This is a genomic window from Paenibacillus paludis, assembly GCF_042610515.1.
Lineage (GTDB): Bacteria > Bacillota > Bacilli > Paenibacillales > Paenibacillaceae > Paenibacillus_AQ.
The window spans coordinates 683,572-709,796 of sequence record NZ_JBGJZP010000001.1; the positions used below are offsets into that span (position 1 = coordinate 683,572).

Sequence of the window (26,225 nt, forward strand, 5' to 3'; positions counted from 1 at the left end):
GGATAGCGATATACTGGGGACACATCTAAAGCATTGGAGGATTCGCGATGAGTAAAACGTATTGGCAGGAAATCATGGACAGACTCGACACAAAGGTAACGCGCATGGTGGAGCAAATCGGCGGCAAATGTCCGCATTTCGCCGGAGCAGACGGCAAATTTGACGATATCGGCTCAGACTGGTGGACGACGGGCTTTTGGCCGGGCCTCCTGTGGATTATGCATGATATGACCGGAAAGGACCTGTACAAGGAGGCCGCCTGGCATTGGGATGGCACACTCGAGGAATGGTTTGTTAAACCGACCGTTGAATTGCATCATGATGTAGGTTTTCAATTTCTGCCGACAGCCGTAATTAAGAATACTTTGACCGGAGATGAGGATGGGCTGCGCAGAGGACTTGAAGCCGCCAATTTCCTCGCTGCACGCTACAATCCGGTGGGCAAATTTATCCGTGCGTGGAATGAGGATAAATACGGCTGGGTGATTATCGACTGCATGCTGAATATCTCTCTGCTGTTCTGGGCGAGCAAGGTCAGCGGCGATCCGCGGTACAAGCATATTGCTGTGAGCCATGCCGAAACGGCGATGAAATATGGCGTCAATGAAGACGGATCGACCAAACATATTCTCTCCTTCGACGCAGAGACCGGAGAATACATCGAGAACTTTGGCGGACAGGGTTATTCCGCCGAATCCTGCTGGAGCCGCGGGGCAGCCTGGGGACTTTATGGCTTCATCAACACTTACCGCCACAGCGGGGATGAGCGTTTCCTGGATACGGCCAAGCGGATTGCCCATTATTTTATCGCGGCATTGCCTGAGGATCAGGTGCCATATTGGGATTTCCGTCTGGAGGATGACAAGCGGATGTTCAGAGACAGCTCGGCTGCATCCATCGCTGCCTCCGGATTGCTGGAACTCGCTGAAGTTGTTCCGCCCGGCGAGAAGAGCCTTTACGCTAATGCTGCAGAACGGATCTTGCGCTCGCTGACAGAGAACTACGCCACCTGGGACCAGCCGGAGCATGAAGCCATTCTGCTGCACGGGACGGGCAGCGGAACCTCCTTCATCGACGTGTCACTGATTTACGGAGACTACTACTATGTGGAAGCTGTCTCGAAATTAAACGGATGGAAACATCGCATTTTCTAAGCTTGAGAATGAAGCATGTGACCATAGAAAACGCCTTGCGCTCCCTAAGAGGACAAGGCGTTTTGTATTGATACGTACAGTTTATTTATGCTGAGTATTCGCTTCATTGATCAGTTTTTCAGCTTCTATTGGAGTTAACTTTCCAGCTTTCACCTGTCTTTCGCAATAAAGCTTTATGGCAGCCAGCAATTCTTCTTTGGTGTCATAGGGCCCGATGTCTGATATATTTCCGTTGTCATCGGAAATTGTCATCCCGTGGGCTGAAGATACCTCTACTTCTCCAGGGTTATACGACAACATTACGTCATCTTTTCCGTCCACCGATTTTGAGACCTTCACACCCTTTTTTATCTCCTCCAATATCCCTTCATACATGGCGATGGTCTCATTAACCTTCTTGGGGGTCCATTCATACCAGCCGTCGGTCGGGTTCCAGCCTTTTCCGCCGATGATCGTTTGCAGCGATTTCTTTTCTTCCGCAAGCCATGTTTTATATTCTTCATAGGTCCACCATACAACTTTTGGCTTCGGATTCGCTTGTTCATATGCTTCTTCACTCATCCACGTTTTCCCGTCATCGTTGCTGATTTGAACTGCGCCAGTTTCATCGCTATAGGAATACACAGTATCAGACGACTGACCCATTGTGCCAGACTGGCCCTCGGAATTATCCGAATAAGCGAAGTCTTCATTGTCCGCAATACCGAGTTCCTTTCTTTTCTCAGCGAACTCCTTCTGCAAAGCTTTCTTCTCGGCAGTTGTCTTGCTGAACTCTTCCGGGCTCCGCTTTTCGATTCCAGCCAGTTTGCCATTCTTATAGACTGCATATACATCCACAGTTCCATCCATCATGGACTGGCCGACTCCGGCCTGTTCATCAAAGAAATCACGGACTTCTTCATTTTGATACATTAATTCGTGGCTTTTTGCATCGTAGACCAGACCGTAGGGTTCATAAACCGCCAGCGAATTCTCTTCAAAACCACTGCCAGAAACCGGCTTAGCAGCACTGGTTGCAAAAGCAGTGACTGTACCCGCAATCAGCAGCAATGCCGCTGCAGATCCAAAAACTGTCGTTTTTTTCATTTTCATAATCGCAATGATCCTCTCTTCAATTGAATTTTTACTGAAGCTGTTGAATAACAGAGTCACCTTGCTTTTCTTCTCCTCCATCCCAATCAGCGTCATAGCATAAGCCGCTTTTACAGGTTCCCCAAATATCCGCACGACGGTTTCATCACAGGAGAGTTCAATATCACGATTGACCAGGATATACATCACCCAGACCATTGGATTGAACCAGTGCAGGCACAGTGCAAATGTCAACACCAGCTTGGTCAATGCATCAAACCGCCGGATATGCACAAATTCATGGGTGAAAATATACCGCAGCCTCGTTTCATCAGTCCAATCCATATCTTTAGGCATGAGTATTACAGGGTGGAGAATGCCATAGGTCAACGGCGCTTTAATTTGATCCGATTGCCTGATTTGTACCTGCCGGTGCAGGGGATGTTCCTGCAGCCAACGGGCGGTGAAATCATTCCCGACCGGCAGAGAGGTTTGAAACTCCCTGCGGCATTTAATATAAGTCACGATAAAAAACAGAGCAAAGACACACATCCCTAGCAGCCCAATGATCGCAAGAGGTGAGATGGATGCTGTTGCTGATGTCGATCCCGATGACGCGACATTTCCTATTGACTCCGCTGTCCCTGAAAAATTCACGGTATGTAAGATTCTTGATGCTTCCGCAGGAGGCGGAGTTGAGGATGTTGTCCTAAATACCAGCTCCAGCTTCTCTAAACCTGTGTAGAAGCTGAAGGGAGACGGGATCGAGAACGGAATAAGCAAGCGGCAGAGCACCACGCCCCAAAGTACGAGAAACGTTTTCTTCGGGAGCTTATGCAAGGTTAGCGCACGAACAACCACGATCGCAATAATGAGTACAGCCGCGGTCAGGCTCATTTGAAAAATATCCATCAGCCAGCTCATTTCAATTGCTCCACGAGCTGCTTGAGTCTTGCGATCTCCTTAGCGGATAGATTCTTCGTGTTCAAAAGAGAAGCAAACAGCAGCTCGGTGGAGCCGTCAAAGACCTTGTTTATCAATTCAGCCGTTTCTTGTTCCTGTACCTGCTCTTTAGAGAGAATAGCCCGGCAGAGAAAATTAGGTTCAAGCCGTTCTATGGCACCCTTGTCGATACATTTCTTGATCACAGTGTAGGTGGTGTTCTTGTTCCAGCCCACCTGCTCACTCAGGACTTCAGCAAGCTGCTTGGCGGTTATAGTCCCTTCCTTCCATAAGACATCCATGACCTTGAGCTCAGAGTCAAAAAGTTTAATTTGAATATGGATCATCTCCTTTCAGACTATTGCAATAGTTTGTAAGTCCATACTACTACGATAGTCTGCACATTTCAAGACTACTGCAGTAGTTTTTGGAAATTTTATTTTTCTTACAGGAATTCCGTATCTCAAAATGACTAAAAAGCGGTCCCCGGTCATGAGCTAACCGGAGGAACCGCTTATTCTGGTATTCCCTATATCAAGTACTCGCCTTGCGCTTGTGCTGGAGCACTCTGCTTAGTGTTCATCCAGCCACAGGATAGCTGTTACCCCGCGAGGATAATATTTGCTGCCGGTAATTTCCCCGGAGATAATCTGGTCGCTCCAGCTCCAGATGGAAAGCTGCGGATGCGTGAGCCATTCCACATGCGCCCGGTCCGCTTCCCGGCCGGCTTCATTCCATTCCAGCCCGAGAATTTGTCTGGCGATAAATTGGCAGAGATACACTTTGCTCAGCCAGCTGTTGTTGCTGGTAGAGGAGATTTTCCAGCCGCCGTTCTCGAACAGGCAGACACCCTGCACAAGAACCGCCTCCAGATGCCGCTCCAATGCCGCGATATAAGCGCCGAACCGGCCTCCGCGTTCCAGTGCTTCCTTGCAGCCTGTGAAATACGGGAAGACCAGACCTTCAATAGCCGGGATGATCTTCGAATCATTCCCTTCCCCAATCACTGCCGGGATATAACCATCTTCTGTCACGCTGGCAACAATCGTTGCTGCGCAGCGTTCCGCTTGAGCTCCGGCTGTTTCTGACAGTACTGTGTTTCCATTCTCCCGGAAAATCTTCTCCATGGCCAGATAAGCCGCCCAGCACTTCCCGGCAAGATAGATGTTGTTTCGGGCCTGGCCAAGCGAAACATCCAGGCTGTCATAGGTGGTAATTTCGGCACCGCCCATTGTGCGCGAGCTGTCGAGGCCCATAACTCCGTTTCTCTGCTCCGGGTCCGGATGATCGCGGTTCAGCATACTTTGCAGGCAGCTCTCCAGCACGGTCAGATTCCGCTCCATCCAGGAAAGATCGCCTGTATGCTCCAGGTAAACGGCCGACGTAAGAACCCAGTTGACCAGCTGTTCATGAGTCATATGCGAGAAGCAGCCGTCAATGCCGTACATCTCATAGGCGGAATAACCGGGACGTGATACAGCATTTGCCACCCCCATATCATGGGTAAAGCTGAGGCCTCCAGGGTACTCCGTTTGGTCGCCAGGGAAGCGGACCGTATCGACGTAGCTGAATCTGTCTACGAACATATCCAGCTCGTTGCGCACCGTCCATGGATTCATCTTCAGTTCATAGAACAGCTGATCGACGGTAAGGTCGAAGGTGTTCATCATCCGGTATTCGCCTTCATTTACGATCCAGAACGGCTTGCCCTTGTAGTCCAGCAGCTGCGTCGAGCCGTAATAGCTGCGGATAGCGTGAGCCAGCATAAAGGTCTGATCCCTGCTAAGGCCTGTATTTTCCAGCAGGCTGTTCGCCTGCAGCGCCTGCTGCTTCAATTCATCAAAATGCGACAACGCATATTCCGCCACGGACTCCACATTGCTGAAATAGCGGTTGTAGTAATAGGAAGCATCCATACCGGAGGTAACGTAACCTGACCGGTGGAAGCTGACAGCGAAACGGTAGGTCTTCCGGACGCCAGGGGGAACATCCATAACAAGCGCTCCTACCCGGCCAAGGCCAAAGGTCCAATTCTCCTCCAGCTCCGACAGCAGAATATCCTCCAATTTAAAATGCATGGCCGACCTTGCCGTTCCCTGCTCTGCGGCAATCGCCACAAATCTTCCTTGCCCGACACCGGCAAGCTCTGCAGAGCAATCATCCAGTCTTCTCATCGCACTATAGGGATCGTTGCCCTGGAAGCCAAAGAATGCACGCCGCTCAATTTCACCGGCAGTGTTATCTACTTCAAATTCCACCAGCAGTGCCGGCAGCAAAATCCCCTTCAACTCTTCTTCCGAAGCCGTCTCCGGGTCCGGCACGGACCGCACCGGCGAATAAATGCGGAAGGTCAAATCACCGGCCTGCCAGCTGTCTGTAGTCAGCTTGAAATCCCGGACAATTTCTCCGTCTGCAAACGGAAAGAGGATCCGCGGCTTAGACGGTTTAGGATCCGGATTCTCGATATCGTAGCGCTTGCTCTCATCCTCTCCGTCATGCTCGTGAAACGGCAGCGTATCAAAGCCGCTGCCGTCCTTCCGCTGCAGTCCGATAAATATATTCTGTCTGGGCGGCTTCCCGGCTTCCAGATCAAAGCCGCCTCCAGCCCCCTTAAATCCTAATGTAAAGCTGGCAAAAGAGCCGATCGGTGAATGATGGGCGTTAAAAAACTGATTCTGCGGCATATCGTAAAAACACTCCCTCCAGGCTGATTCCCGGCGGCGGCCGGGCTCTATCTCTATGTTATCTATGCCGCCCTGGGTGCGACAGGGCCAAAGCCGCCTATTATTTGGGCAAATCAATCGCCTGGAGCAAGCTATGCTATAATAAACCCATATTCTATTCGAAAATGAGGATGGCAATGAAGTCAAATGATCCCGGCATTCAGCATTCCCTGGACGGCCGGATGTCACCGGACATCCAGGCAGCTTTTCATATTTTTGCCGCCCACTGGCGCAAAGTAAATACGCAGTGGCAGTATCCAGTACATACCCACCCAATGTTTGAAATCAATGTAGTTCTGCAGGGCAGGCAGCAAATGACGGTCGGCGGCCGCGCTTACGTTCAGGAAAGCGGAGATATTCTATTCATCCGCCCCGGTGTGCAGCATTCCAGCCTCGTCGCGGATTCCGGCAATGAAATGACATATTTCTGCCTGCATTTTGATATTGATGATCTGATTCTGCGGCGTTCCCTAATGACCATGGATACGGTAAGTCTCAGCGGGAGCAGCCCGGAGCTGCGGTCTATCCGTTCCGCGCTGGACATTATCATCAGCAGGGTGATTCTCTCCGAAGCCAGCGATTCACAGTTGAACCGGTTAATGATACTGAACGCCTCATTGCAGCTATTCACCGCACTCAGCGGCTGGGTCTTGGCCGAAATGCCTGTTGTTTCTGGAAGCGCACTTCCGGGAGTCACGGAGAATACCGTTGCCCTGGCGAATGCCATCGAAGGCCTGCTGCAGGAATCCGTCTTCACGGCAGAAGCTACAGGCAGCCGTGGCGACGGTATTGAAGGCATTGCAGCGCAGCTGGGTTATAGCCCGAATCACTGCAACCGGGCCTTCCGTCAGATCTACGGGATGTCTCCGAGACAATATCTCTCCGATCTGATTATCCGCCATGCCAAGCTGCTGCTGCTTGACAACAGCCTGTCCGTCGAAGCGATTGCCCATCGGCTCGGTTACCGCGACGTCTCCCATTTCAGCAAACAATTTAAGCGCTGGACCGGACTGCCTCCAATGGGCTACCGCAGGCTTACAGCTGATCCTGAGCTGTCAAACGATAAATTAAGCTAAACATCAGGGGAACCGGGAGGATCATATGAAGATATACAGCTTTGCCAAAGAGAGCGGTAAGTCCATTACGGCTTTCAATTCAAATTTTATAATGTCGCGTATTGTACAAACCGAACAGGCTGCCCATATCGGATGTATGCATCTACAAGAGAATGGCGTAATCGGTTATCACCAAGCCGTTGTGCCGCAGCTGCTGCTGATCATAGAAGGAGAAGGATATGTCCGGGGAGAAGCAGCAGAATATGTCCCGGTGCAGGCCTGGGATGCAGTATTCTGGGAGAAAGACGAATGGCATGAAACCAGAACAGATACCGGATTAACCGCGATTGTTATTGAAAGTGAGACGTTAAATCCGGAAGCATTTATGAAAATGCAGCAAGGCCGCCCCCTGTGATCTAGGGGCAGCCTCAACAATATATTATCTTAACCTTTGGTAGCACCTGCGGCGATACCTTTAACAAAATACTTTTGCAGCGATACAAAAACAATCAGCACAGGTACAACGGACATCGCTGTTCCGGCAAAAATCATATCCCAGCGGGAGGAAAATTCACCGATATAGCGGTAGATTTCCACGACCATCGTCTTGGCTTCGCCTGAAGGAAGCACGAGCATCGGCAGCAGGAAATCATTCCAGATCCCCAGACCGTTAAGCACAACCATGCTTGCCGTAACCGGTCCCATAAGCGGGAAGACAATTTTCCAGAAGATTCCGTAACGGGAGCAGCCGTCAATCTCTGCCGCTTCCTCAATTTCCTGCGGAATGCCTTTGACAAAGCTGGTGTAGAGCAGGCAGCCAAAGCCGACAGCCCCGGCAACATAGACCAGAATCGGACCGGCAAGACTTCCGTACAGTCCGAACATTCTCAGCTCTTTGAACAAAGGGATCATGTAAGCCTGAAACGGAATCATCATCCCGGCCAGGAAATACAGGAACATAAATTTAGTCCAGCGGACATTTCTGCGTTCGATGGCGTAACCCGCCATAGGAATGATCAAGACCTGAGCAACAATCGAAACCAGTGTTAGAATCAGACTGTTCAGGATCGCCCGGGGAAATTCGGTTTCTGTGAGCAGGTATTTAAAGCTGTCCAGATATAATCCCTTAGGGAACGCGATGGCGTCCCTCATAATTTCGGCGTTGCTTTTAAAGGCGGACATCAGGTTAAAGAAGATCGGGAAAAAGAAAATGATCGCCAGCAGCAGCGTTACAATAAACAGGGAAATCTCCCAGAGTCTTTTTTTCGTATGAATCGACATTTTACATCTGCACCTCACGTTTCCGGAGGAATTTAACCTGGATGACCGTAATAATCATAATGATCAGGAACAGCACCATTGCCAGCGCCGTACCAAAGCCCTGCCTTAGTTCGCCAAAGCCGACTTTATAAATAATATAGGTCAATGTCTCGGTATCAAAACCGGGGCCTCCATCGGTCATTACTGCAATCTGATCAAAAATCTTCAGCGCACTGATCATGGAGAGCACCATACATACGGTCATCGATCCAGCTAACAGCGGGAAGGTAATGTGGCGGAATTGCTGCCAGCCGTTCGCACCGTCAATGCTCGCCGCTTCATTCAGCTCAGCAGGAATGCCTTGCAGCCCCGCCAGATAGATGATCATGTAATACCCCGCACCTTTCCACACCGTGGACAAAATGATCGAAATCATCGCATACTTCGGATTCCCGAGCCAGTCTACCATCCAGCTTCCCAGCCCGACACTATCCAGAACCTGATTAAACACACCAAAGTTATAGTTCAAAATCATGGCCCAGACAAACCCCATTACAATCCCGCTGAGCAGAGTAGGGAAATAAAAAATACTTCTGAACAGATTGCGGAACCAGCGTACTTTATCTACAAGAATGGCCAAGGCAATAGCGGCGATATTCTCCAGCACTACCAGGCTGACCGTCATAAGCAAAGTATTCTTCAGCGCGTTGTGAACGCGGGGGCTATTCCAGATTTCCACGAAGTTAGCGAACCCGATATACCTCACATCTTCGCTGATGCCATCCCATGAGGTGAAGCTTAAATATATACTTCCTGCAGTAGGAACAATAACGAACAATGTATAAATCAAAAATGATGGCAAAATAAACATGAATGCATAGGACTGCCACTTCTTCTTTTTCTTCGGAACGGCTGCCGCCAGCGGCTTGTCTGCTCTCTCTATTGCTGTAGCCATAGTTACTCTCCCTCCCGGAGATCGCCGGTGAAGAGGAGTGGTTCACCTTGAACGGAGGCACTCCTCTTCCGGACGCTCTTTCTTTACTGTTGATTAGCCTTCACTTGCGCATCGTATTCGGTATCGGCTTGTTTCATATAACTAGCTACATCTTCATCATTCACAACCAAATCCTGCAGCAATTTATAGTACCAGTTGCGGAACTGCGGCGGAATCTGGTTATCCCCCCACCAGTTGTTGATTGCCAGGGATTTGGTAACGTTAGGATCAGCAATCAAATCCAGGGCTATCTTCATTTGCTCGCCCGTCTCGTAGGTTACCTTCTCTTTTGTGGATGGAATGGCATTAACGCTGGCCAGATACGGTGAATATTGTTCAGGTGCAAAGAAGTACCGGATAAAGTCTTTAATGGCTTGTGTTTTGTCGGCGTCTTTGGCGGCTTCAGCGGACAGAGACCAGCCGGCAGGTGACGGAAGGCCAATTACGTTCACTTTACCTTCGCGGTCAGGAATCGCATAGAACCCGAAATCGAAGTTTGGATCGGCCTCTTTAATTTGCGAGAACATCCATGTGCCGGAGTAGAGCTGAGCGGCTTTGCCGGAGACCAGGATAGATGCAGTCTGGTTGTCACCGGTGCTTAGCCAGCCCTTGTCGACGTAATTCTTGAACAGGTCTTTAAAATCCGTCATGGCCTGAACCACATTGGCATCCGTAAAGCTGACTGTTTTGGCCGTACGTTTGGAGTTCCAATCCGGGTCCTTTGAATACACATCGTCAATCAGGAATTTATTCACCCAGAAGCCCATGTGGAAAATATCCTTACCGCCAACCACCAGCGGGGTGATTCCGCCAGATTTCAGCTTCTCCTGGATCGCCAGGAACTCATCATAGGTTTTGGGGAGTTCAGTAATTCCGGCATCGGAATAAGCTTTTTTGCTGTAAATAATGCCTTGAGGCACGTTGACGGACAGCGGAGCGTTCCAGACCTTGCCTTCTACCTGCGGAGGATTATCGAATAAATCCAGCAGGTCGGTTGGCAGCTCAACAATTTTACCGGCATCGGCAAAAACCTCGGTATCACGCATTTCCACCAAATCCGGGAATTCGCCTACCGCATCTTTGGTTTTCAGCCAATCGAGATAAGCGGCGGATGTCGTTTCGCTGAGATCTTTAATCTTCACATTCGGATTAGCTGCCATAAAGGCTTTGACCGTATTGGCAATCGCCTGTTTCGTTGCAGGATCACCGGCGGCGTAACCGATGGTGAAACTAACCTCTTTCTTCGTATCCGCCGCTGCCGCGCTCGGAGCATTGGATGCCGCTGTCTTATCACCGGTATTGGCATCTCCGTTATTATTGTTGTTGCCGCAAGCCGACAGGATAGCCGTAGCAGCAAGCAGCGTCACAGACAGCTTTGTCATCGTTTTTGTAATCATCTGTAGAACAACCCCCTAAAATTTTGTTAGTATCACTACGGGAAAACACTTCGTACCTTAGTACAAAACGGAGTATGAATTTTGGAACACTGCTGTGGAACCGTAGGTTGGTGGCAGACTGGAAACTGGGGTTTGATGTGCGCATCATCTTTTCGAAAGCGTTTCCTTGCTACTAGCATAGCACCCGCCGATTCGGGTTAGAATGAAGTTTCTTAAGGCTCATGTGCGGTAAATTTAAGAGGAAAACCCAAGCAGAAGTAGTTGGGCATTCCCAAAAAGTACAAAAAAACGGAGGTCCGGGGACCTCCGTCTGTATAAAAAGGCTACTTTATCATCAAGTTTCTTCAAGAGACTTACCCTTACTAAGGCTAGTTTTCCTTTACCTGCCTGTCGTATTCTGCATCCACTAGCTTCATGTAATCTCTTACGCTACCACGCTTCACTACCATCTCCTGCAGCAGCTTGTAGTACCAGTTGCGGAACTGCTGAGGAATAAGATTGCTGCCCCACCAGTTGTTGATCTTCAGTGACTTGGTCACCTTCGGATCCTTGATCAGGTCCAGAGCTACCTTCATTTGTTCACTCGTATTATAGGTAATCTTGTCTGTGGTAGAGGGAATCACGTTCAGCCGGGCCAGGAAGCTGGAATATTGTTCCGGGGCAAAGAAAAACCTGATAAAGTCTTTAATTGCTTCTCTTTTGTCAGGGTCACCCGCGGCTTCCGCCGACAAGGACCAGCCTGAGGGAGACGGCAGTCCCACAACATTTATGTTGCCTTCACGGTCAGGCACAGCATAAAATCCGTATTCGAAGCTTGGATCGGCTTCCTCTATCTGCGAGAACATCCAGGTTCCCGAGAAAAGCTGCGCCGCCTTGCCGGATACGAGAATGGAAGCCGTCTGGTTATCTCCGGTGCTGAGCCAGTCTTTATTCACATAATTTGTGAACAGATCCTTAAAATCACTCATCGCCTGAATCACATTATCATCCGTGAAGCTGACGATTCCCGCAGTACGCTTGGAGTTCCAGTCCGGGTCCTTGGCGTACACCTCATCAATCAGAAATTTATTCACCCAGAAGCCCATGTGGAATATATCCTTACCGCCGACAACCAGGGGAGTAATGCCGCTCGATTTCAGCTTTTCCTGGATGTCCAGGAATTCATCGTAAGTTGTCGGCAGCTCGGTAATACCGGCAGCGGCATAGGCTTTTTTACTATAGATAATCCCTTCTGGCACGTTTATGAAAAGCGGTGCGTTCCAGACCTTGCCGTCTATCAGCGGCGGGTGATCGAACAGTTCCACTAAATCGGACGGCAGCGGGACAATTTTATCGGCAGCAGCAAAGGCTTCGGTATCGCGCATTTCAAGCAAATCCGGAAATTCCCCTACCGCATCCTTGATTTTCAGCCAATCCAGGTAAGCGTTTGAGGACATCTCAGCCACATCATTGATCATCACATCGGGATGGAGCTGCATGTAGCTTTTGATCGCTGCCGCAATGGCCTGTCTGGTTGCCGGGTCGCCGGCTGCATAAGCGATACTGAATTGAACCTTTTTCCCGCTGTCTGCTTCAACATCGTCAGCTGCTGTAACGTCAGCCCCATGATTCGCAGAATTACTGTTAGAGCCACGATCACTTTCACAAGCTGTTAGTATGCCGGTGGTCATTAGCAGCAGAAGAGACAGCAGGGTAAACACTTTTTTGCAGAACATAAGCAGTGACCTCCCGGGTATAATGTGGGATTATTCGCTAATCGGAAACAGCAGTGTAATGGAGGTTCCGATATGCTCACGGCTGCTGACGGACAACCCGTACGCCTCACCGAAGCTGGAACGGATCCGCTCATGCACATTTTTCAAGCCAACATTTTTGCTGGGGGCCTCGGCGTCATTCAATGATTGGGTAATACGCGCCAGTTCTTCCCTGTTCATGCCGATGCCATCATCGTACACGGTGACCGCAAGGACATTCTCCCGACGTTCCACCGTGATGCCTACCGTACCTTTCCCTTTAAGCCGCAGGCCATGCTGGACCGCATTCTCTACAATGGGCTGCAGCGAAAGTTTCAGTATCGGCCAATCCATCTGAATGTCAGCAGCGATGTCCAGATGAAGCTCATACCGGTTCTCAAAACGTACGGAAATAATATAAAAGTAATTCTGCAAATGCTCCAGCTCACTGCCAAGACTTACACGGTCTTCCCCGTAATCAATGACATATTTCAGCTGGTTGGAGAGGGCAAGAATCATATCGGCCACTTCTCCGGCTTCCTTGTCCACCGCATTCATACGGATAACTTCAAGCGTGTTATATAAATAATGAGGGCGGATTTGGCTTTTCAGCGCATTCAGCTCTGTTTGCTTCTGCTTGATCTGAGCCACGTACGCCTCATCAATATAGACCTGAAGCCGCTCCACCATCCGGTTGAATCCATGCGCCAGCCGGCCCATTTCATCATTGGTATTCACGCTGACCTGAATGTCCAGCTTGCCTGATTCCACCACCGTCATCTGTTTTATGAGCTCACGGATCGGAGCGGCAAGCCTGCGGGAAAACCAGACCCCCATAATAATCATTACAAAGGCACAGATCAGAATGGCGATGTATACGGTGGTTCTGGCAGACAGAAGCTGTTCGAACAAGCTGCCCCGGTGGATCTTGGCGATAAGCTTCCCCTGCAAAAAAGGGATATCCTCGCTGAGGATAATCATTTCATTGTTCTGCTTGTCTGGCTGTGCGATGATGCCTGAAGTCTCTTTTTGATTGCTGAAATAGATTCTGCCTTCACCGTCCAGCAAATACAGTTCATCCTTCTCCCCAAGATTCAGCTCTCTGAAGAACTGCTGGAACAAAGTGGTATCGATATCGAGAAAAAGCGTTCCTACAACCTTCGGTTCTTTGGTCACACGCCCTGAGGTATCAATCAGACTGCGCCCGACGGTGAACACCTGTCTTTGCGACTGAAAAAAATAATTATCTGTATGTGTGGGGAAGATTTCCACCTTCGAGGGGTTCTCTTCCATCTTCGCCAGCCATGCCGGGATTGGGACCGGTTCACCGGACAACGAGCGGTTCTCTTTCTCCTGGGAATAAATCTTGCCGTCAGACTGGCGGACAAATTGTACTCCTGTAATATAAGGATCGCTGAATAACAGCGTCTTCAGAAAGGAGTCGATCGGAATGGTGTTGATCTGCTCCCGCTCATTGACATTGGTTGCCTGGTTCTGTGTATAGCTCTCAATAAAACCTTCATAACGGCCGGTATACATCAGCTTGGAGGTTTCATTATATTGATTAAATGCGGTATTCAGATTGTAGCTCATATACAGAACCATCTGCTGCAAATTACTGGTAGTATAGCGCTCCACATAGCCGGAGAAGGTCTTCACGGAGAAGAAGCTGAGTGCAAGCAGCGGTATCAGCCCGACCAATAAAAAGGAAGCGGAAAATTTCACGAAAATGCTCTTGGATCTGCGTCCCCAGATCAGCACGAACACCCCTCTTTTCTCTAAGAAAAATGTCTGTTAATTTCTGAGCGAATGTTTATATTCCTGCGGCAGCTTGCCGTATTTCTTCTTGAACATATCACTGAAATGCCGGGCATTATTATAGCCCACCAGCTCGGAAATTTCATACACCATCAGGTCACTCTGCAGCAGTAGACGCAGCGCATGGCCCATTCTGACTTCTGTGAGATAGGATTTGAAATTTTGCCCGGTATGCTTTTTGAAGAAACTGCTGAAATAATACGGATTCATATAAACCAGTGACGCTGTTGACTCCAGAGTGATGTTCTCCGCATAATGCTCTTCCACATAAGCCTTCACCTGCATCAGCTGGGGCATCTCTTTCCCGCCAGCCTTACAGGCCAGCTGGTCATACATTTTATTGACGACATCCTCAAATGCCTGCTGCAGCTCAGCATAGGTTGGCGCATCGGTCAATTTCTCCAGCAGCGGCTTGTCGTCCTGAACCAGCAGCCCGGCGTCCACACCATAGTTGGCAAGCTCCTGCTCCAGCTGAATAATGGCATTGTAGATATGGGAAACCGCCTGATTCCGGCTGTCTCCCGACAGAAGCTGTACCGCTTCCTGCAGTTTCCCGGAGCTCGCAGCGAGCTGCTCCTTATCCAGCGATTTAAGCGCTTCCGAAAGTGAAGCTTGAAGGGAGATCAATTCGGATAATGGGAACGAGGTTTCCTGGCGCTCCGCAATATCCGGGATAACCCGGTTTAATCCGGCAAAATATCGGGCCTTGAGGCCTTTGAGCGCACTGCGGTAAGATTCCACCGCCTCTTCGATGCCACTCACGGACTTGCCGACACCGATAGACACCTGCAGCTTCAGAAAGCTGTTGATCTTGTGGTGAAGATCTTCCATCAACCGCTGCGGCTCCCCTTCATGCTCGTGTTGAAGCAGAATCCCGAAGCGTTCTCCTTTACGGAACACATAATCACTGCCCGCCTCTTCTACGGTTTCCTTAATAATGTTGGACAACGCGAATTCTACCAGCTTGCGTTCGCGTTCCTCCCAGCGGGTGGGCATCCCGCTGTATTCGTCAATCTCCACGACACATACGGTGGCATAACGGCTGATGGCTATATTGCCCATGCGGGCCAGTGCCGCCGCCGCTCCTTTGCTGCCGTCGGTAATCTGTTCGAGCAATTCTTCAATGGTCACGGAATGATTCTTCCGTTCATAGGATTTGAGCATTTCCTTGTTCCGCTCTTCTTCCGTTTCCTGGCGGATTACAGCGACGGCTCTGCTCACAACCTGCTCCAGCTGGCCGGTGTTCACCGGCTTCACCAGATAATCAAGAGCCCCGTACTGCAGGGCTTGCCGCGCATACGAAAACTCCTGATAGGCGCTGATAAACACCACCTTGATCGGAAGCCCGGACTCATGAATATCGCGTATAATATCAATTCCGGTAAATCCCGGCATGCTGATGTCGCTAATTACAAGATCGGGGTTGCAGGCAGCTATCATTGATTTCAGCTCAATGCCGTCACACGCTTCTCCGACAATATCCAGACCAAGCGCATCCCAGGAAATAAGCTTCTTGAGCCCGCGCAGGATTACCGGTTCATCATCCGCCAGCAGCACCCGAATATTTCTGTTCATCGCTTTCCCTCCGCTTGTATGTTCGTTCGTTAGTTCCCATCTTAGCAGACTAGCTTCCCCTATTATACAGTGTCATTATAACCAGATTGATCCACCTATACTTTACCACGGAAGGAAGGAATGCCGGGTGCCGCTTTTTTAACAAATAAGCGCAGTTTTTTAAGAAATATGTGTATGTGCACTTCAAAATCTGCCTATTGCAAATGCCTGTTCGAACATGGGATTATAGAGGAACCTTTATCATCTTAGTCACATATTCAAAAAGGGGCTCGGCGAGGCATCATCCTTCTGCCTTAAGCATCTATATGGAGAGCTTACGTGGTACAATACGGCTATAGAGTATACATATAAAGGGAACGGAGGTTGATCCTGCTGATCTATATTATTAAATTCGTCTACAGCTTCATTCTGCCGCCGGGTCTGTTTGTACTGTTGTTCGCCGCGGTAGCCGTGTGGTTATGGCGAAAAAACCGCCGCCCCGCCCTGGTGCTGCTGGGCATCACGCTGCTGCTCTATCTGTCCTTGACCAGCCTGGTTGCCGATCCGTTAATCGGCAGTCTGGAGCGGAAATATGACCAGCCAAACACCGTTGACGGCGATGTTATTGTGGTGCTGGGCGGCGGCGCTTCCTCCGGCAACCGGGATCTTGACGGTGAAGGCAACCTGCTGGGACCGGCGGCGAACCGGCTGCTGACCGCCGCGCGGCTGTACCGCGAGACCGGGCTGCCGATTCTATTCTCCGGCGGACAGGTCTATGCCGATAGCGGGAATGAAGCTGACATCGCCAAACGCCAGTTAATCGGGTTAGGAATCCCCGAGGCTGATGTACTGGCGGAGAACCAGTCGCTGAACACAGAGCAAAATGCTGTAAATACGGCTGCGCTGATGAAGGCTCACGGCTTTAGCCGTCCCGTGCTTGTAACCTCAGGCTTTCATATGCCACGTGCCATGCTGGAGTTTGAACATGCCGGGCTGTCTCCGCTGGCCTTTCCCACTGATTACATTGCCAGCCGGGAATCTTCCTTCTATCTCGGCAAGTTCTCCCCTTCCCCCGGCTCAGCGGAGAACACCGGAATCGCGCTGAAGGAATACTTGGGGATACTGGCAGCGCATTTTTAAGAGCAGACACAAAAAAGCAGCGGCCCAAGCTTCCCCGGGCCGCTGCTCTGCTTCATTCTATTTAATTAAATCGCCATACTTCGCATTGACCATTCCGGCGAGTTCATCCGGTGCAAGCTCAATCTGCATGCCGATCTTGCCGCCACTAACCGCTATGCTCTCCAGTTCCTCCGCACTTTGCTCGATATAAGTCGGATACAGCTTTTTCATCCCGACCGGCGAACAGCCGCCCCGGACATAACCGGTCCATTTCAGCAGATCCTTCAGCGGGAGCATTTCAATCTTCTTCTCACCCGCAGCTCTTGCGGCTTTCTTCAGATCGAGCTCTTCGGCAACCGGAATGACAAACACATACAGGTTTGCTCCGCTATGCGAGACCAGTGTCTTAAAGACGGTTTCCGGCGGTCTGCCAATCTTCTCCGCTACCGCAGTTCCGTGGATAGCCCCGTCCTCATTATCATAGGTATGTATTTCATAGCCAATTCCCTTGGCATCCAGCATCCGCATGGCATTCGTTTTGGTTATTTGCATCCTTCATCAGCCTTTCCGGCAGCCCCTCTTAGCTACCGAGTTTTTGCAGCGTAATTGCTTCTATTTATTATATCACGGACATTTACTTCATCAACTTCATCAACCTATTAACTTCATCAACTTCATCAATGACTTCGAACATTAACAACAACAATTGTCAAAAACACCAAAACAGATAAGGTCCAACCTGTAAAAATCATCCACCACCCAATCAAAACTGCTTAAACATTTGTAGCGGGAATACCTCCCGCTAATTATGTATATATCCTTCTTCTGAACAATGTAGCGGGAATCCGTACCGCTAATATTGATGAATATTCAAATTCTATTGTTATAAGATTTATTAGCAGGCAAAATTCCCGCTAGTCACTCAATTCAGATTGTTCGGTTTTACCTAGCGTTAACTTTTCCCGTTAAAAAGATCGGTATCGATACCCGAGCAGTATGTATGAAGCGATAAAGTCTGTGCCTGAAGGCCAATACGGGCTCTTCGAAAGCTATCTATTGTACAGATATACAAACCATAGACATCATAACTCAATGCTTAAATGTGTTATGAGACAGTAGTTTGATGTTATACAACCGCACATCGCATGCCTGCCTCCCAACCGCCTCCGTATAACAAAAAACCGCTGCCCAGCTACAAAGGGCTGTGCCAGCGGCTTCTACACTCTTTCCACTACATCGGTTGGATCAAGGCAACCACACTCATTCCACCACTCCAGCTGGATCACAGCATCCACGCTCATTCCACCACTCCAGCTGGATCACAGCATCCGCGCTCATTCCACCACATCGACTGGATCGGCAGCATCTATGCTCATTTCACCGCATTGATTCGATCAGCGGTTATAATACGATTTTATCCCTATGGCCTGTACCGGTGTACTTGCTCGTCATTCCGCCAGAACAGCACGAATCGTGATAACCCCTGCCGCCGGAACCTCCATGGCGTAAACCCCGTTGTTCCAAGCCATTGATTGTATCGAAACCACGTTTCCCTGACAATCCCGGACAATGACCTCCCGCCGACCGGATTCCCGGTCCAGTTCCACTACGATACGGGAGAGCAAGGTACCGTTTATAATCAAGACCAGATCTGGCAGGTCCCCGCTCAAGGGAATAACCGTATCCTGATAGGCAGCCATTGCCCACTTCTGAGGCGTGCGGGCAATGACCAGCGGATACAGCAGTTCGGGATGGTACGGTTCAAGAGATCCGTCTAGCAGCACATCCCGATGCTCGCGCCAGAAGGACAGCCAAAAGGCCAGCATCTCCAAATGCGGCTGCGGAAGCCGGTCCAGCCGGACAGAAATCTGCGGAACGGAAAACAGCACATTGATAAACTGCAGCGCGGCATTTGCCGCAGACTCCTGCGGATGCCACATCAGCATATCGGCATGAGCCGCAGTGCCGCCGCAGATCAGGCGGATATCCAGTGTTTTAATCCGGTTCTGCAGAGCATCATTCGGGCAATCGCCGGCACGGAACATATTGCCGTATTTGCGCATCAGCGGTCCGATATAATTTTGGCGGAATTCAATCATAATCTCCGGTTTCAGCTGCCTCAGGCGGGAGATCACGCCGCTGAGCAGCATATCAACGGCTTCCGGCACAGAATGGGTGTCCCGTCCGCCCCCGTTCTGCGCTTGAGCATCCAGGGTCTGTACCGCATAAAAGCTATCTACAAAGTCGAGCTTAAAGCCATCAAGATCCCAGTCCACCAGCGCCTGTTCATAGATGGAGGTCAGGTAAGCCCGCACTTCCGGATAGCGCGGATCGACAACTCCGGCGCCAAACCCATCGTCGTAATACAGCAGCTTGTCACCGAAGGTCTGCCAAGCCTCACTGTGCTTGCCGATGAATGGCACGGCATACCACAGCAAATATTTCAGTCCCAGCTCATGGACCACGGATACATGGGCTTTCATATCCGGTATTTTGCCGGAACTAATTCGCCAGTCTCCACAGTAGGCATAACCTCTTGCCTCATCCGCGGTCTGCCATCCGTCGTCTACGATAACCGCCTTGCAGCCCAGTTCTGCCGCAATTCTACACTCAGCTTCTATCTCTGCTGCCGTCAGCTGCTGATGAAAGCTGTACCAGGTAGAGTACATCGGCTCTTTGGCAACATCCGGCACCGATGACGGCTTGTTTCCTTGAAGGCTAGCCCACCACTCTGCCACCCCTGCCAGCGCTTCATAATAAGGGATGCTGCGGGAATCCAGACGCAGGACAGCCTCATAATCTGTAAACGGAGAGCATGGCTCCGTGAACAGCGTCACAGCGCAATGGAAGCTGGCCGTCTCCTCATGTAGACCCGCATGCAGCCGCAGCGGATGCAGGACATCTGAGCAGGCGAAGCTCAGGACATTGTTACTCCTGTTGCCGTACAGACATACAACTGGCGCAGAAGAGGTGGACCTCGAAGGGAAACCTTCGAGCCAGTCGGGAATCAGTTCTCTGCTGCGTCCGGCTGCCGGATGCCATAAGCCTTGAACATCCAGCGCGGGACAGCTCCAGCGCAGTGAAAGAGCAGCGGGAACTGCCGGAACGGGAGATTGCAGCGTTAGGCGGACATATTGCAGGCCGTCTTCCCCGCTCTCAAGAGCAAGCGAAGTATGGAAACCGTCAGCATAGCCATCCAGTGTAATTTCATAACAATCCGTGGTTATGATCTTCAATGAAATCCGAACTCCTTCATAGCGGATGAAGCCATCAGGAGGCTACATCCGGCAGGGAATGGTGATCTGTATACAGGTGCCGATTCCAGATCGGCTGGCGATGGCTACGCCATACCCGTTCCCTCCATGCAGCTTAATCCGGGAATCGACATTGCGGATGCCGTAGCCGATCCGGGGTCCTTCCGTTGCCAGAATCTGCTCTATGGTGTCAGCGTTCATGCCCACACCATTATCAATAATTTTGAATACAATGTCCGTTTCCCGCTTCTCCACGACAAGCCGGATTCCGATCGTACTTCCGAACCAGGCATGCTCTAGCGCATTCTCAAGCATCGGCTGCAAAATCAGCTTGACGGTCATATAATCCAGCGCCGCAGGATCAATATCGTAATAGACGGACAGCCGGTTTCCGTATTTGATGCACTGAATGGCAATATAGGCTTTGGCATGTTCAATTTCCTTGCCGACCGTAGTGAGAATTTCCCCGCGGTTCAAGGAGAGCCGGTAGAATTTCGCCAATTCCTGAACGAGAATATGCAGCTTCTGAATATCTCCGAATTGTGCCAGACGGTTGATCGAGGACAAGGTATTATATAGAAAATGGGGATTGATCTGCGCCTGGAGCGATTCCAGCTCCGCTTCTTTTTTCTGGAGACCGGCAACATAATTTTTGTGGATCAGCTCTTCGATATTGCTGCCCATCCGGTTAAACGCTGCAGCAATCTGTGCCAGTTCATCGTTGCCTTTATAATGGATTCTTTTCTGGAAGTCGCCATCGCGAAAAGCATTCAGTGAACCTACAATTTTTTGGATTCGCCGCGAAAAATAACTGGAAACACCAATACCCAGGAAAGCCAGCACAAAAGCGCTAATCAGGCAAACGATCAATGTCATCCTCCGCACGTTATTCGCACTTTCGTCGAACAGGCTGTTCGGAATGTAGGCCCGCAGCTCCCAGCCCAGGCCGTCCAGCGGTTCACTCAGCAGCAGCCGGTTTCCGGTCCGGGAACCCTTCAATCCCTCCGCTTCCGGGGCTGATTCCAGCACCACGTTTCCGCTGCCGTCCAGCACCTCAAGAGTCGTGTGCTCTCCAATCTTGTGGTAATCCACGGAGTCCAGCAGGTCGCTTATTTGGACGGTCACGCGAACCAGCCCGATGTTCTGCCTCCGATGGACATCGTCCAGCCGCTGCAGCAGCGAAATATTGCCATAGCTCTCATCGCGCAGAATCTGGCGCCAGAGCCTTTGGTCCGCCATGCTACCGGAGAACTCCAATCCACGGTACCAGTCTGTCTCCTGTATCCGTTTCAGATGATAAATCTCATAACGTTTAATCGAAAGCAGCGGATTCTGATCAATATCTGTGTAGTATAATTCCGGAAGGGTATCGTTCTGGAGGTAAAGGGACAAGCCGATATTGCTGGCTGTGTAATTCAGAAGATTTTCAAGCGCCGGCATCAGTGTCTTCGTCATCGTCTCATAGCTGTACCATCCCTGCTCGTAGCGGCGCAGAGCGCTCTGCAGACTGTAATTGTAATACAGCATTTTGGAAATCCGTTCAACATCATCCGTACGGTAACGAATATTGTCCCGTATTTGCTGCAGCGTGCCTTGTATATTTTCCCGTGTCTTCTCTCTAAGTGAGTTCACGGAATGCGCATAGGCGAACATCCCGACGGTAAGGACGGCAACCAGCAGACAGAGTACATAAGGTACAATCAGCTTATATCCAAAAGGCACATTCAGCATACGGCGCATGTTATAGATGCCTCCGGTAATCGCCCGGACTGACGCCATAATAATCCTTGAACTGCTTGCTGAAATGAGACAGATTCTTATATCCGACCTGGTGTGCAGCTTCATAGACCTTCAGCTTCGGATCACCGAGCAGCAGCTTGACGCGTTCCAGCCGCCTAATGGAGACATAATCGGAGAAATAAATGCCTGTCTCATCGTAGAAGATTTGACCCAGGTGATTGGGGGAGAACGAGAAGTGGATCGCCGCATCCCGCAGCATGACGTTATTTTCCAGCTCCACCTCAATGTAGGCTTTAATTTCCTCGATAAGCTTGTATTTCTTGCCCTGCCGTTTCCGCTGAAGCCGTTCAGAGAGCTCGAACATCCGGCGGCGGAGCCAGGATTTCATATCCTGGGTTGTCTCAAATTGATATAAAATGCTGAGATGTTTTCTGTCCAGCCCCAGCAGACTATAAAAGTCCTCGTTAATCGTATGCAAAAAAGCATCCAGTTTGGAGACAATGTGCAGAAACAGCTGGTAGATTTCCAGCTTGGTTTCCATTTTGCCGACCCATACGAACAGTTCCTCATTGCAATCGTCGACAGCGACCAGACGGTAAGAAGATACCGCCAGAAATAAAGACTGCAGAATATCATCCAGATCCTTCGCCGTGGCCGAGATCGGACCTTTGGCATCGGTATGGAGAATCAGCTTGCCCTTGCCCAGAAACAGCTTCAGTCCCAGCGCCTCTTTGGCCCGCCGGAAGGAGAGATGCAGCTTGGTAAGACTTGTCACAGGCGGACCAACCCCAATAGTCACTGTAAGCGGTGTCCCGCTGACCGCCATAGCAATCAGTCCCTGCAGCCGGCTGCTGTCCACCCGTTCTTCCACGATGAGGGCATACCGGAACCGGTCCAGCCGGCAGAACTGAATCCGTTCCTGAGCACAAAATTGCTCGACCGCTGTCTCCAGCCTTTTCTCCATCTCCGCCTTGGCTTCTTCCCCAAAGCCGTTTAGTTTCCATGATAAATCATCCGGTTCAAGCAGCGCGGTGTACAGCACGGTCCGATGCCAGGTAATCCCAACCTGCTGCAGCAAGGGCAGCATCTTGTCTGCATCCGCCATGCCGTCATCCAGCAGCTGCATGAACAGCTCCCGCTTCAATAGGGGCTCCGAATCTGAGAAGCAGCGCTGCAAATGGGATTGCGCCTGTTCCCGGTCCAGAATGCCCCGCACCTCTTCAAGCGTCCTGCGCATATCTGCATCATCTACAGGCTTCAGGACATAGCCGGAAGCACTCATCGAAATCGCTTGCTTGGCATACTGAAAATCCTCATGGCCGCTGACAAAAATGATCTTCGGCTTTGGGTTAAGCTCCAGGGCAAGTGCTCTGCGGGCCAGCTCCATCCCCGACATGATCGGCATTCTGATATCAGTGACGATAATATCCACGGTTTGTGACCTCAACACCTCCAGTGCTTCAAATCCGCTGCTTGCGGCTGCGCAAACGTCCATGCCCAGGCTCTCCCAGTTCATGAAGCGCTGCAGTCCTTCCAAATCCAGCAGTTCATCGTCAACCAGCAGCACCTTGTACATATCATCCCATCCTTCAAATCTGTATAGATGAGCTTAACCCATACTTCTGCCCGCAGTTCCTTATCCAGCCTTACATTTTTTAGCAAAAAGGGTATACTTGGTTACAGTATACCCCACAGGTACAGCAGACTCTAGCGTTATTTATTTCATCTTGCTGAGGTTGTTTTGCCATCTTTCCGTCTGGAATTTAAGCAGCTTGCCGTAGCCGGCACGTTTAGCATCCTCATTGGCTTTGCTTAAGAGGGAGCGCACTTCGTCATCGCTTTTGGCATACAGCGCTTTAGCAAAAACCTCCTGATAGATATCGTTGACAGCCGTCGCAATCGTTCCCTCTTCGGAATCCGGCAGCGGGTCCAGATTCGCAAACTCCGTAAAGTTCTTCGAAGTATTCCATGTGACTTTTTTCTGGGACAATGTCGTCCAATTTTGTTTCTCTTCCGGCAGCTGCGCATCCATCAAAGCCTTGGTCTGATCGATGAAGGTGGTGTTGCCCACCCAATTGAAACGGCCGATTCTTTCCTTGTCTTTATCAGCCTGTGGAGTGTTCAACCCGGCCTCATTCTGAATCGGCACCCCATCAGCATCCGATTCATCCCAGTACAGGCCCTGGCGTCCAAAATTCAGGATACGCTGTCCCTCTTCACCCGTTGCCCAGTCCAAATAGGAAAAGATCGCTTCCGGGTCCTTCGCTTTCTTCGTAATCACAAGCACATTCCAGCCGAGCGAGCTGTAATTGTTCGGAGTGATCTTCTTCGCGTCAAGCCCTGCCTTATGAATCGGCCAGATGATGTCGTACCCGGACTCCGGATCGAGGGTCCGCAGCGCGTTATTCGCATCCCGGCCCGGATTGACCACATCACCCTCCACGAATACAGCAACCCGGCCCGTCACAAGCTTCTCTGTCACTTGATTGCCCGTTTGTGTGAACGCATCCTGGGTGATCAGCTTCTCGCGGAACAGCTTGCTGGCGTACAGCATGTTCTCGGTGAATATCGGATCCTCAAAAATTGACTCCAGCGCATTTCCCACCGGATTCGCTTTAGGCAGATAAGGCTTATTCTCGGCAAAGCCGCCATACATCGTATCAATGCCCCGGCCCTTAGCCCCAATCTCCAGCGGGATCACATCACTGTATTTCTCCTTGACCTGCTTCAGGTAGGCATACAGGTCATCATAGGTTTCCAGCTTCGGGGAACCCAGCTCTTTATAAATCTTCCGGTTAATAATCCACCCGCCATTGCCATTGGGACTTGAGGTATACCAGTTCGGGAACTGGTAAAGCTTGCCGTCGTCGGAGCGGAGCATGCCCAGCGTGGCTTCACCGGCATTATTTTTCAGATTCGGATATTGATCAAGGTATTCATCCAGCGCCACAAGCATTCCTGCCTGCCGCAAACGCTCCACATTGGCACCACGGTCCATCATAATAACATCCGGCAGACTGCCCGAGGCAATCATCGTGCTGAATTTGGTTTCTGCGGCACCGCTGGACTGGATGGGTGTCATATTTACCTTAAGGGTATCTCTAATCCAGGCGGTTGTGGAATCCTTGCCCCACGGCTCTGTAGTGTCCCAATCGTAATTGCTGTAGTAACTGAAAGTGACCGGCTTTACGGTGCTTCCTACCGCTACGGCAGGCGTTGTCTCAGTAGCTTTGGCAGTTTCCGCAGCAACAGGTTCTTTTGTCGGTTCAACGGTGCTTTGAACGGTTGCATTGTTCCCTCCCCCACAACCCGACATCAGCAGCACCGAACACAACACAGCCGTCATTACCGGCAAGCTCTTGTTACGCTTCAAATGAGTAACCCCTCTCTAATGCTTACTATACGCACGCAAACTCTGAATCATAAGCAAACCATTCACTTCATATGAAGCCGCCTATTCCTTTAATGAACCGATCAGCACACCTTTGACAAAATATTTCTGCAGGAACGGATAGACCATAATAATCGGCAAGGTTGCCACCATGGTTGTGGCCATGATCAGTGATTTGGATGTGACCGATTTCATCAGCGCCAGCCGGTCCTGAGCCGCCGCATTGGCACCGATGGACTGCAGCTGATCTGTCACGATATTGGAATTCAAAATTTGCTTCAGCAGAGTCTGGATCGGAATGAGATTCGGATTATTGATATAAATACTGGCGGAGAACCAGTCATTCCAGTGCCATACCGCCGTAAACAGTGACAGAGTCGCCACAACAGGCCCGGAAATCGGTAAAATAATCCGGATCAGCACACCGATGTGATTGCAGCCGTCAATCCGTGCCGACTCGGCCAGACCTGCGGGCAGCCCCAGAAAAAACGTCCGGAAAATAATCATGTTATATACGCTGATTAATCCGGGAATCACCAGCACCCAGAAGGTGTCCATCATGCCAAACTCGCGCAGCAGCAAGTAAGTTGGAATCAGTCCGCCGCTGAAATACATTGTAATGACGCAGAACACCATGAAAAATTTCCGGCCCATCAGCTCCTGCCTGGATAACCCGTAAGCCAGAATGGCTGTGAACAGCACCGACAGAATCGTCCCGACTATTGTCCGCAGAACGGAGACCAGGAACGCCTGACTGATCCGGCTGTCATGGAACACCACTTCATAATTGTCGAGCGTCGGGCTGCGGGGCCAGAACGTAATGCCGCCAAACGCCGTATCCGCGCCCGTATTGAAGGAGATCACCAGTGAATTCCAGAAGGGATACAGGGTGACGAAACCCAGCAGGATCAGCAGGAAATAGATGATCACTTGCAGCACTTTATCTCCCCGCGACAGCTTCATCATAACCTGTTCCCCGCTTTCCGATAGACTGTACCGACACTAGACCAAGTTTCCAAA

The 26,225-nt window shown here is 50.4% G+C and carries 19 protein-coding genes; 4 read left to right on the forward strand and 15 right to left on the reverse strand.

Annotated features, from left to right (window positions below; translation table 11 throughout):
• The first annotated feature begins 47 nt into the window (after positions 1-47).
• Complete coding sequence (locus ACAN56_RS02970) at positions 48-1,154, forward strand: glycoside hydrolase family 88 protein (RefSeq protein WP_379140300.1); 1,107 nt, start codon at positions 48-50, stop codon at positions 1,152-1,154.
• Positions 1,155-1,235: 81 nt separating this feature from the next.
• Here ACAN56_RS02970 and ACAN56_RS02975 read toward each other — a convergent pair whose 3' ends face one another.
• From ACAN56_RS02975 to ACAN56_RS02985, 3 genes are all read right to left on the reverse strand, one after another.
• A complete protein-coding gene (locus tag ACAN56_RS02975; protein ID WP_379140302.1) occupies positions 1,236-3,149 on the reverse strand; it encodes a M56 family metallopeptidase in 1,914 nt (637 codons plus the stop codon).
• Positions 3,146-3,514: a BlaI/MecI/CopY family transcriptional regulator gene (locus ACAN56_RS02980; RefSeq protein ID WP_489685685.1), complete on the reverse strand. Its 369-nt coding sequence runs from the start codon at positions 3,512-3,514 to the stop codon at positions 3,146-3,148. The genes ACAN56_RS02975 and ACAN56_RS02980 overlap by 4 nt, the downstream gene beginning before the upstream one ends.
• Positions 3,515-3,739: 225 nt before the next feature.
• Positions 3,740-5,851, reverse strand: coding sequence for a glycoside hydrolase family 52 protein (locus tag ACAN56_RS02985; RefSeq protein ID WP_379140305.1), 2,112 nt, complete (start codon positions 5,849-5,851; stop codon positions 3,740-3,742).
• Between the two features lie 176 nt (positions 5,852-6,027).
• On the opposite strand from ACAN56_RS02985, the gene ACAN56_RS02990 reads away from it, so the two are divergent.
• Both ACAN56_RS02990 and ACAN56_RS02995 read left to right on the forward strand, forming a co-directional pair.
• Positions 6,028-6,966, forward strand: a complete 939-nt coding sequence (locus tag ACAN56_RS02990; protein WP_379140307.1) for a helix-turn-helix domain-containing protein — start codon at positions 6,028-6,030, stop codon at positions 6,964-6,966.
• A gap of 25 nt (positions 6,967-6,991) precedes the next feature.
• Entirely contained in the window at positions 6,992-7,360 is a 369-nt protein-coding gene (locus ACAN56_RS02995) for a cupin (protein WP_341093896.1), read from the forward strand.
• 29 nt (positions 7,361-7,389) lie between these two features.
• On the opposite strand, the gene ACAN56_RS03000 is transcribed toward ACAN56_RS02995, so the two are convergent.
• The 6 genes from ACAN56_RS03000 to ACAN56_RS03025 all read right to left on the reverse strand — a co-directional run bounded on the left by ACAN56_RS03000 (position 7,390) and on the right by ACAN56_RS03025 (position 15,722).
• Complete coding sequence (locus ACAN56_RS03000; RefSeq protein ID WP_379140310.1) at positions 7,390-8,226, reverse strand: carbohydrate ABC transporter permease; 837 nt, start codon at positions 8,224-8,226, stop codon at positions 7,390-7,392.
• Position 8,227: 1 nt separating this feature from the next.
• Positions 8,228-9,160, reverse strand: a complete 933-nt coding sequence (locus ACAN56_RS03005; RefSeq protein ID WP_379140313.1) for a carbohydrate ABC transporter permease — start codon at positions 9,158-9,160, stop codon at positions 8,228-8,230.
• An 83-nt stretch (positions 9,161-9,243) separates the two neighbouring features.
• Entirely contained in the window at positions 9,244-10,596 is a 1,353-nt protein-coding gene (locus tag ACAN56_RS03010; protein ID WP_379140315.1) for an ABC transporter substrate-binding protein, read from the reverse strand.
• Between the two features lie 368 nt (positions 10,597-10,964).
• Entirely contained in the window at positions 10,965-12,311 is a 1,347-nt protein-coding gene (locus ACAN56_RS03015; RefSeq protein WP_379140318.1) for an ABC transporter substrate-binding protein, read from the reverse strand.
• 30 nt (positions 12,312-12,341) lie between these two features.
• On the reverse strand, positions 12,342-14,090 hold the full coding sequence (locus tag ACAN56_RS03020) for a cache domain-containing sensor histidine kinase (protein ID WP_379140320.1): 1,749 nt from the start codon (positions 14,088-14,090) through the stop codon (positions 12,342-12,344).
• Positions 14,091-14,123: 33 nt separating this feature from the next.
• Positions 14,124-15,722 carry a response regulator gene (locus tag ACAN56_RS03025; RefSeq protein WP_379140322.1) on the reverse strand — a complete coding sequence of 533 codons (1,599 nt, stop codon included), beginning with the start codon at positions 15,720-15,722 and terminating at the stop codon, positions 14,124-14,126.
• Positions 15,723-16,094: 372 nt separating this feature from the next.
• Here ACAN56_RS03025 and ACAN56_RS03030 point away from each other — a divergent pair, with 372 nt between their 5' ends.
• Positions 16,095-16,841 carry a YdcF family protein gene (locus ACAN56_RS03030; protein WP_379140439.1) on the forward strand — a complete coding sequence of 249 codons (747 nt, stop codon included), beginning with the start codon at positions 16,095-16,097 and terminating at the stop codon, positions 16,839-16,841.
• Between the two features lie 57 nt (positions 16,842-16,898).
• Here ACAN56_RS03030 and ybaK read toward each other — a convergent pair whose 3' ends face one another.
• The 6 genes from ybaK to ACAN56_RS03060 all read right to left on the reverse strand — a co-directional run bounded on the left by ybaK (position 16,899) and on the right by ACAN56_RS03060 (position 26,171).
• Positions 16,899-17,372: a Cys-tRNA(Pro) deacylase gene (gene ybaK, locus ACAN56_RS03035; RefSeq protein WP_038593236.1), complete on the reverse strand. Its 474-nt coding sequence runs from the start codon at positions 17,370-17,372 to the stop codon at positions 16,899-16,901.
• Positions 17,373-18,268: 896 nt separating this feature from the next.
• Complete coding sequence (locus tag ACAN56_RS03040; RefSeq protein WP_379140324.1) at positions 18,269-20,056, reverse strand: glycoside hydrolase family 36 protein; 1,788 nt, start codon at positions 20,054-20,056, stop codon at positions 18,269-18,271.
• 42 nt (positions 20,057-20,098) lie between these two features.
• Entirely contained in the window at positions 20,099-21,853 is a 1,755-nt protein-coding gene (locus ACAN56_RS03045; RefSeq protein ID WP_197073603.1) for a sensor histidine kinase, read from the reverse strand.
• Positions 21,816-23,390: a response regulator gene (locus ACAN56_RS03050; protein WP_379140328.1), complete on the reverse strand. Its 1,575-nt coding sequence runs from the start codon at positions 23,388-23,390 to the stop codon at positions 21,816-21,818. Before ACAN56_RS03050 ends, ACAN56_RS03045 begins: the two co-directional genes overlap by 38 nt.
• A gap of 141 nt (positions 23,391-23,531) precedes the next feature.
• A complete protein-coding gene (locus ACAN56_RS03055; RefSeq protein ID WP_379140441.1) occupies positions 23,532-25,160 on the reverse strand; it encodes an extracellular solute-binding protein in 1,629 nt (542 codons plus the stop codon).
• A gap of 108 nt (positions 25,161-25,268) precedes the next feature.
• Entirely contained in the window at positions 25,269-26,171 is a 903-nt protein-coding gene (locus tag ACAN56_RS03060) for a carbohydrate ABC transporter permease (RefSeq protein WP_076109425.1), read from the reverse strand.
• Positions 26,172-26,225 lie beyond the last annotated feature (54 nt).

What these genes read in the sequence shown, in the direction of transcription:
- ACAN56_RS02970 (WP_379140300.1), top strand. Translation starts at nt 48, where the DNA reads ATGAGTAAAACGTATTGGCAGGAAATCATGGACAGACTCGACACAAAG.
- ACAN56_RS02975 (WP_379140302.1), bottom strand. Translation starts at nt 3,149, where the DNA reads ATGAGCTGGCTGATGGATATTTTTCAAATGAGCCTGACCGCGGCTGTA.
- ACAN56_RS02980 (WP_489685685.1), bottom strand. Translation starts at nt 3,514, where the DNA reads ATGATCCATATTCAAATTAAACTTTTTGACTCTGAGCTCAAGGTCATG.
- ACAN56_RS02985 (WP_379140305.1), bottom strand. Translation starts at nt 5,851, where the DNA reads ATGCCGCAGAATCAGTTTTTTAACGCCCATCATTCACCGATCGGCTCT.
- ACAN56_RS02990 (WP_379140307.1), top strand. Translation starts at nt 6,028, where the DNA reads ATGAAGTCAAATGATCCCGGCATTCAGCATTCCCTGGACGGCCGGATG.
- ACAN56_RS02995 (WP_341093896.1), top strand. Translation starts at nt 6,992, where the DNA reads ATGAAGATATACAGCTTTGCCAAAGAGAGCGGTAAGTCCATTACGGCT.
- ACAN56_RS03000 (WP_379140310.1), bottom strand. Translation starts at nt 8,226, where the DNA reads ATGTCGATTCATACGAAAAAAAGACTCTGGGAGATTTCCCTGTTTATT.
- ACAN56_RS03005 (WP_379140313.1), bottom strand. Translation starts at nt 9,160, where the DNA reads ATGGCTACAGCAATAGAGAGAGCAGACAAGCCGCTGGCGGCAGCCGTT.
- ACAN56_RS03010 (WP_379140315.1), bottom strand. Translation starts at nt 10,596, where the DNA reads ATGATTACAAAAACGATGACAAAGCTGTCTGTGACGCTGCTTGCTGCT.
- ACAN56_RS03015 (WP_379140318.1), bottom strand. Translation starts at nt 12,311, where the DNA reads ATGTTCTGCAAAAAAGTGTTTACCCTGCTGTCTCTTCTGCTGCTAATG.
- ACAN56_RS03025 (WP_379140322.1), bottom strand. Translation starts at nt 15,722, where the DNA reads ATGAACAGAAATATTCGGGTGCTGCTGGCGGATGATGAACCGGTAATC.
- ybaK (WP_038593236.1), bottom strand. Translation starts at nt 17,372, where the DNA reads ATGCAAATAACCAAAACGAATGCCATGCGGATGCTGGATGCCAAGGGA.
- ACAN56_RS03045 (WP_197073603.1), bottom strand. Translation starts at nt 21,853, where the DNA reads ATGGCGTCAGTCCGGGCGATTACCGGAGGCATCTATAACATGCGCCGT.
- ACAN56_RS03050 (WP_379140328.1), bottom strand. Translation starts at nt 23,390, where the DNA reads ATGTACAAGGTGCTGCTGGTTGACGATGAACTGCTGGATTTGGAAGGA.
- ACAN56_RS03055 (WP_379140441.1), bottom strand. Translation starts at nt 25,160, where the DNA reads ATGACGGCTGTGTTGTGTTCGGTGCTGCTGATGTCGGGTTGTGGGGGA.
- ACAN56_RS03060 (WP_076109425.1), bottom strand. Translation starts at nt 26,171, where the DNA reads ATGATGAAGCTGTCGCGGGGAGATAAAGTGCTGCAAGTGATCATCTAT.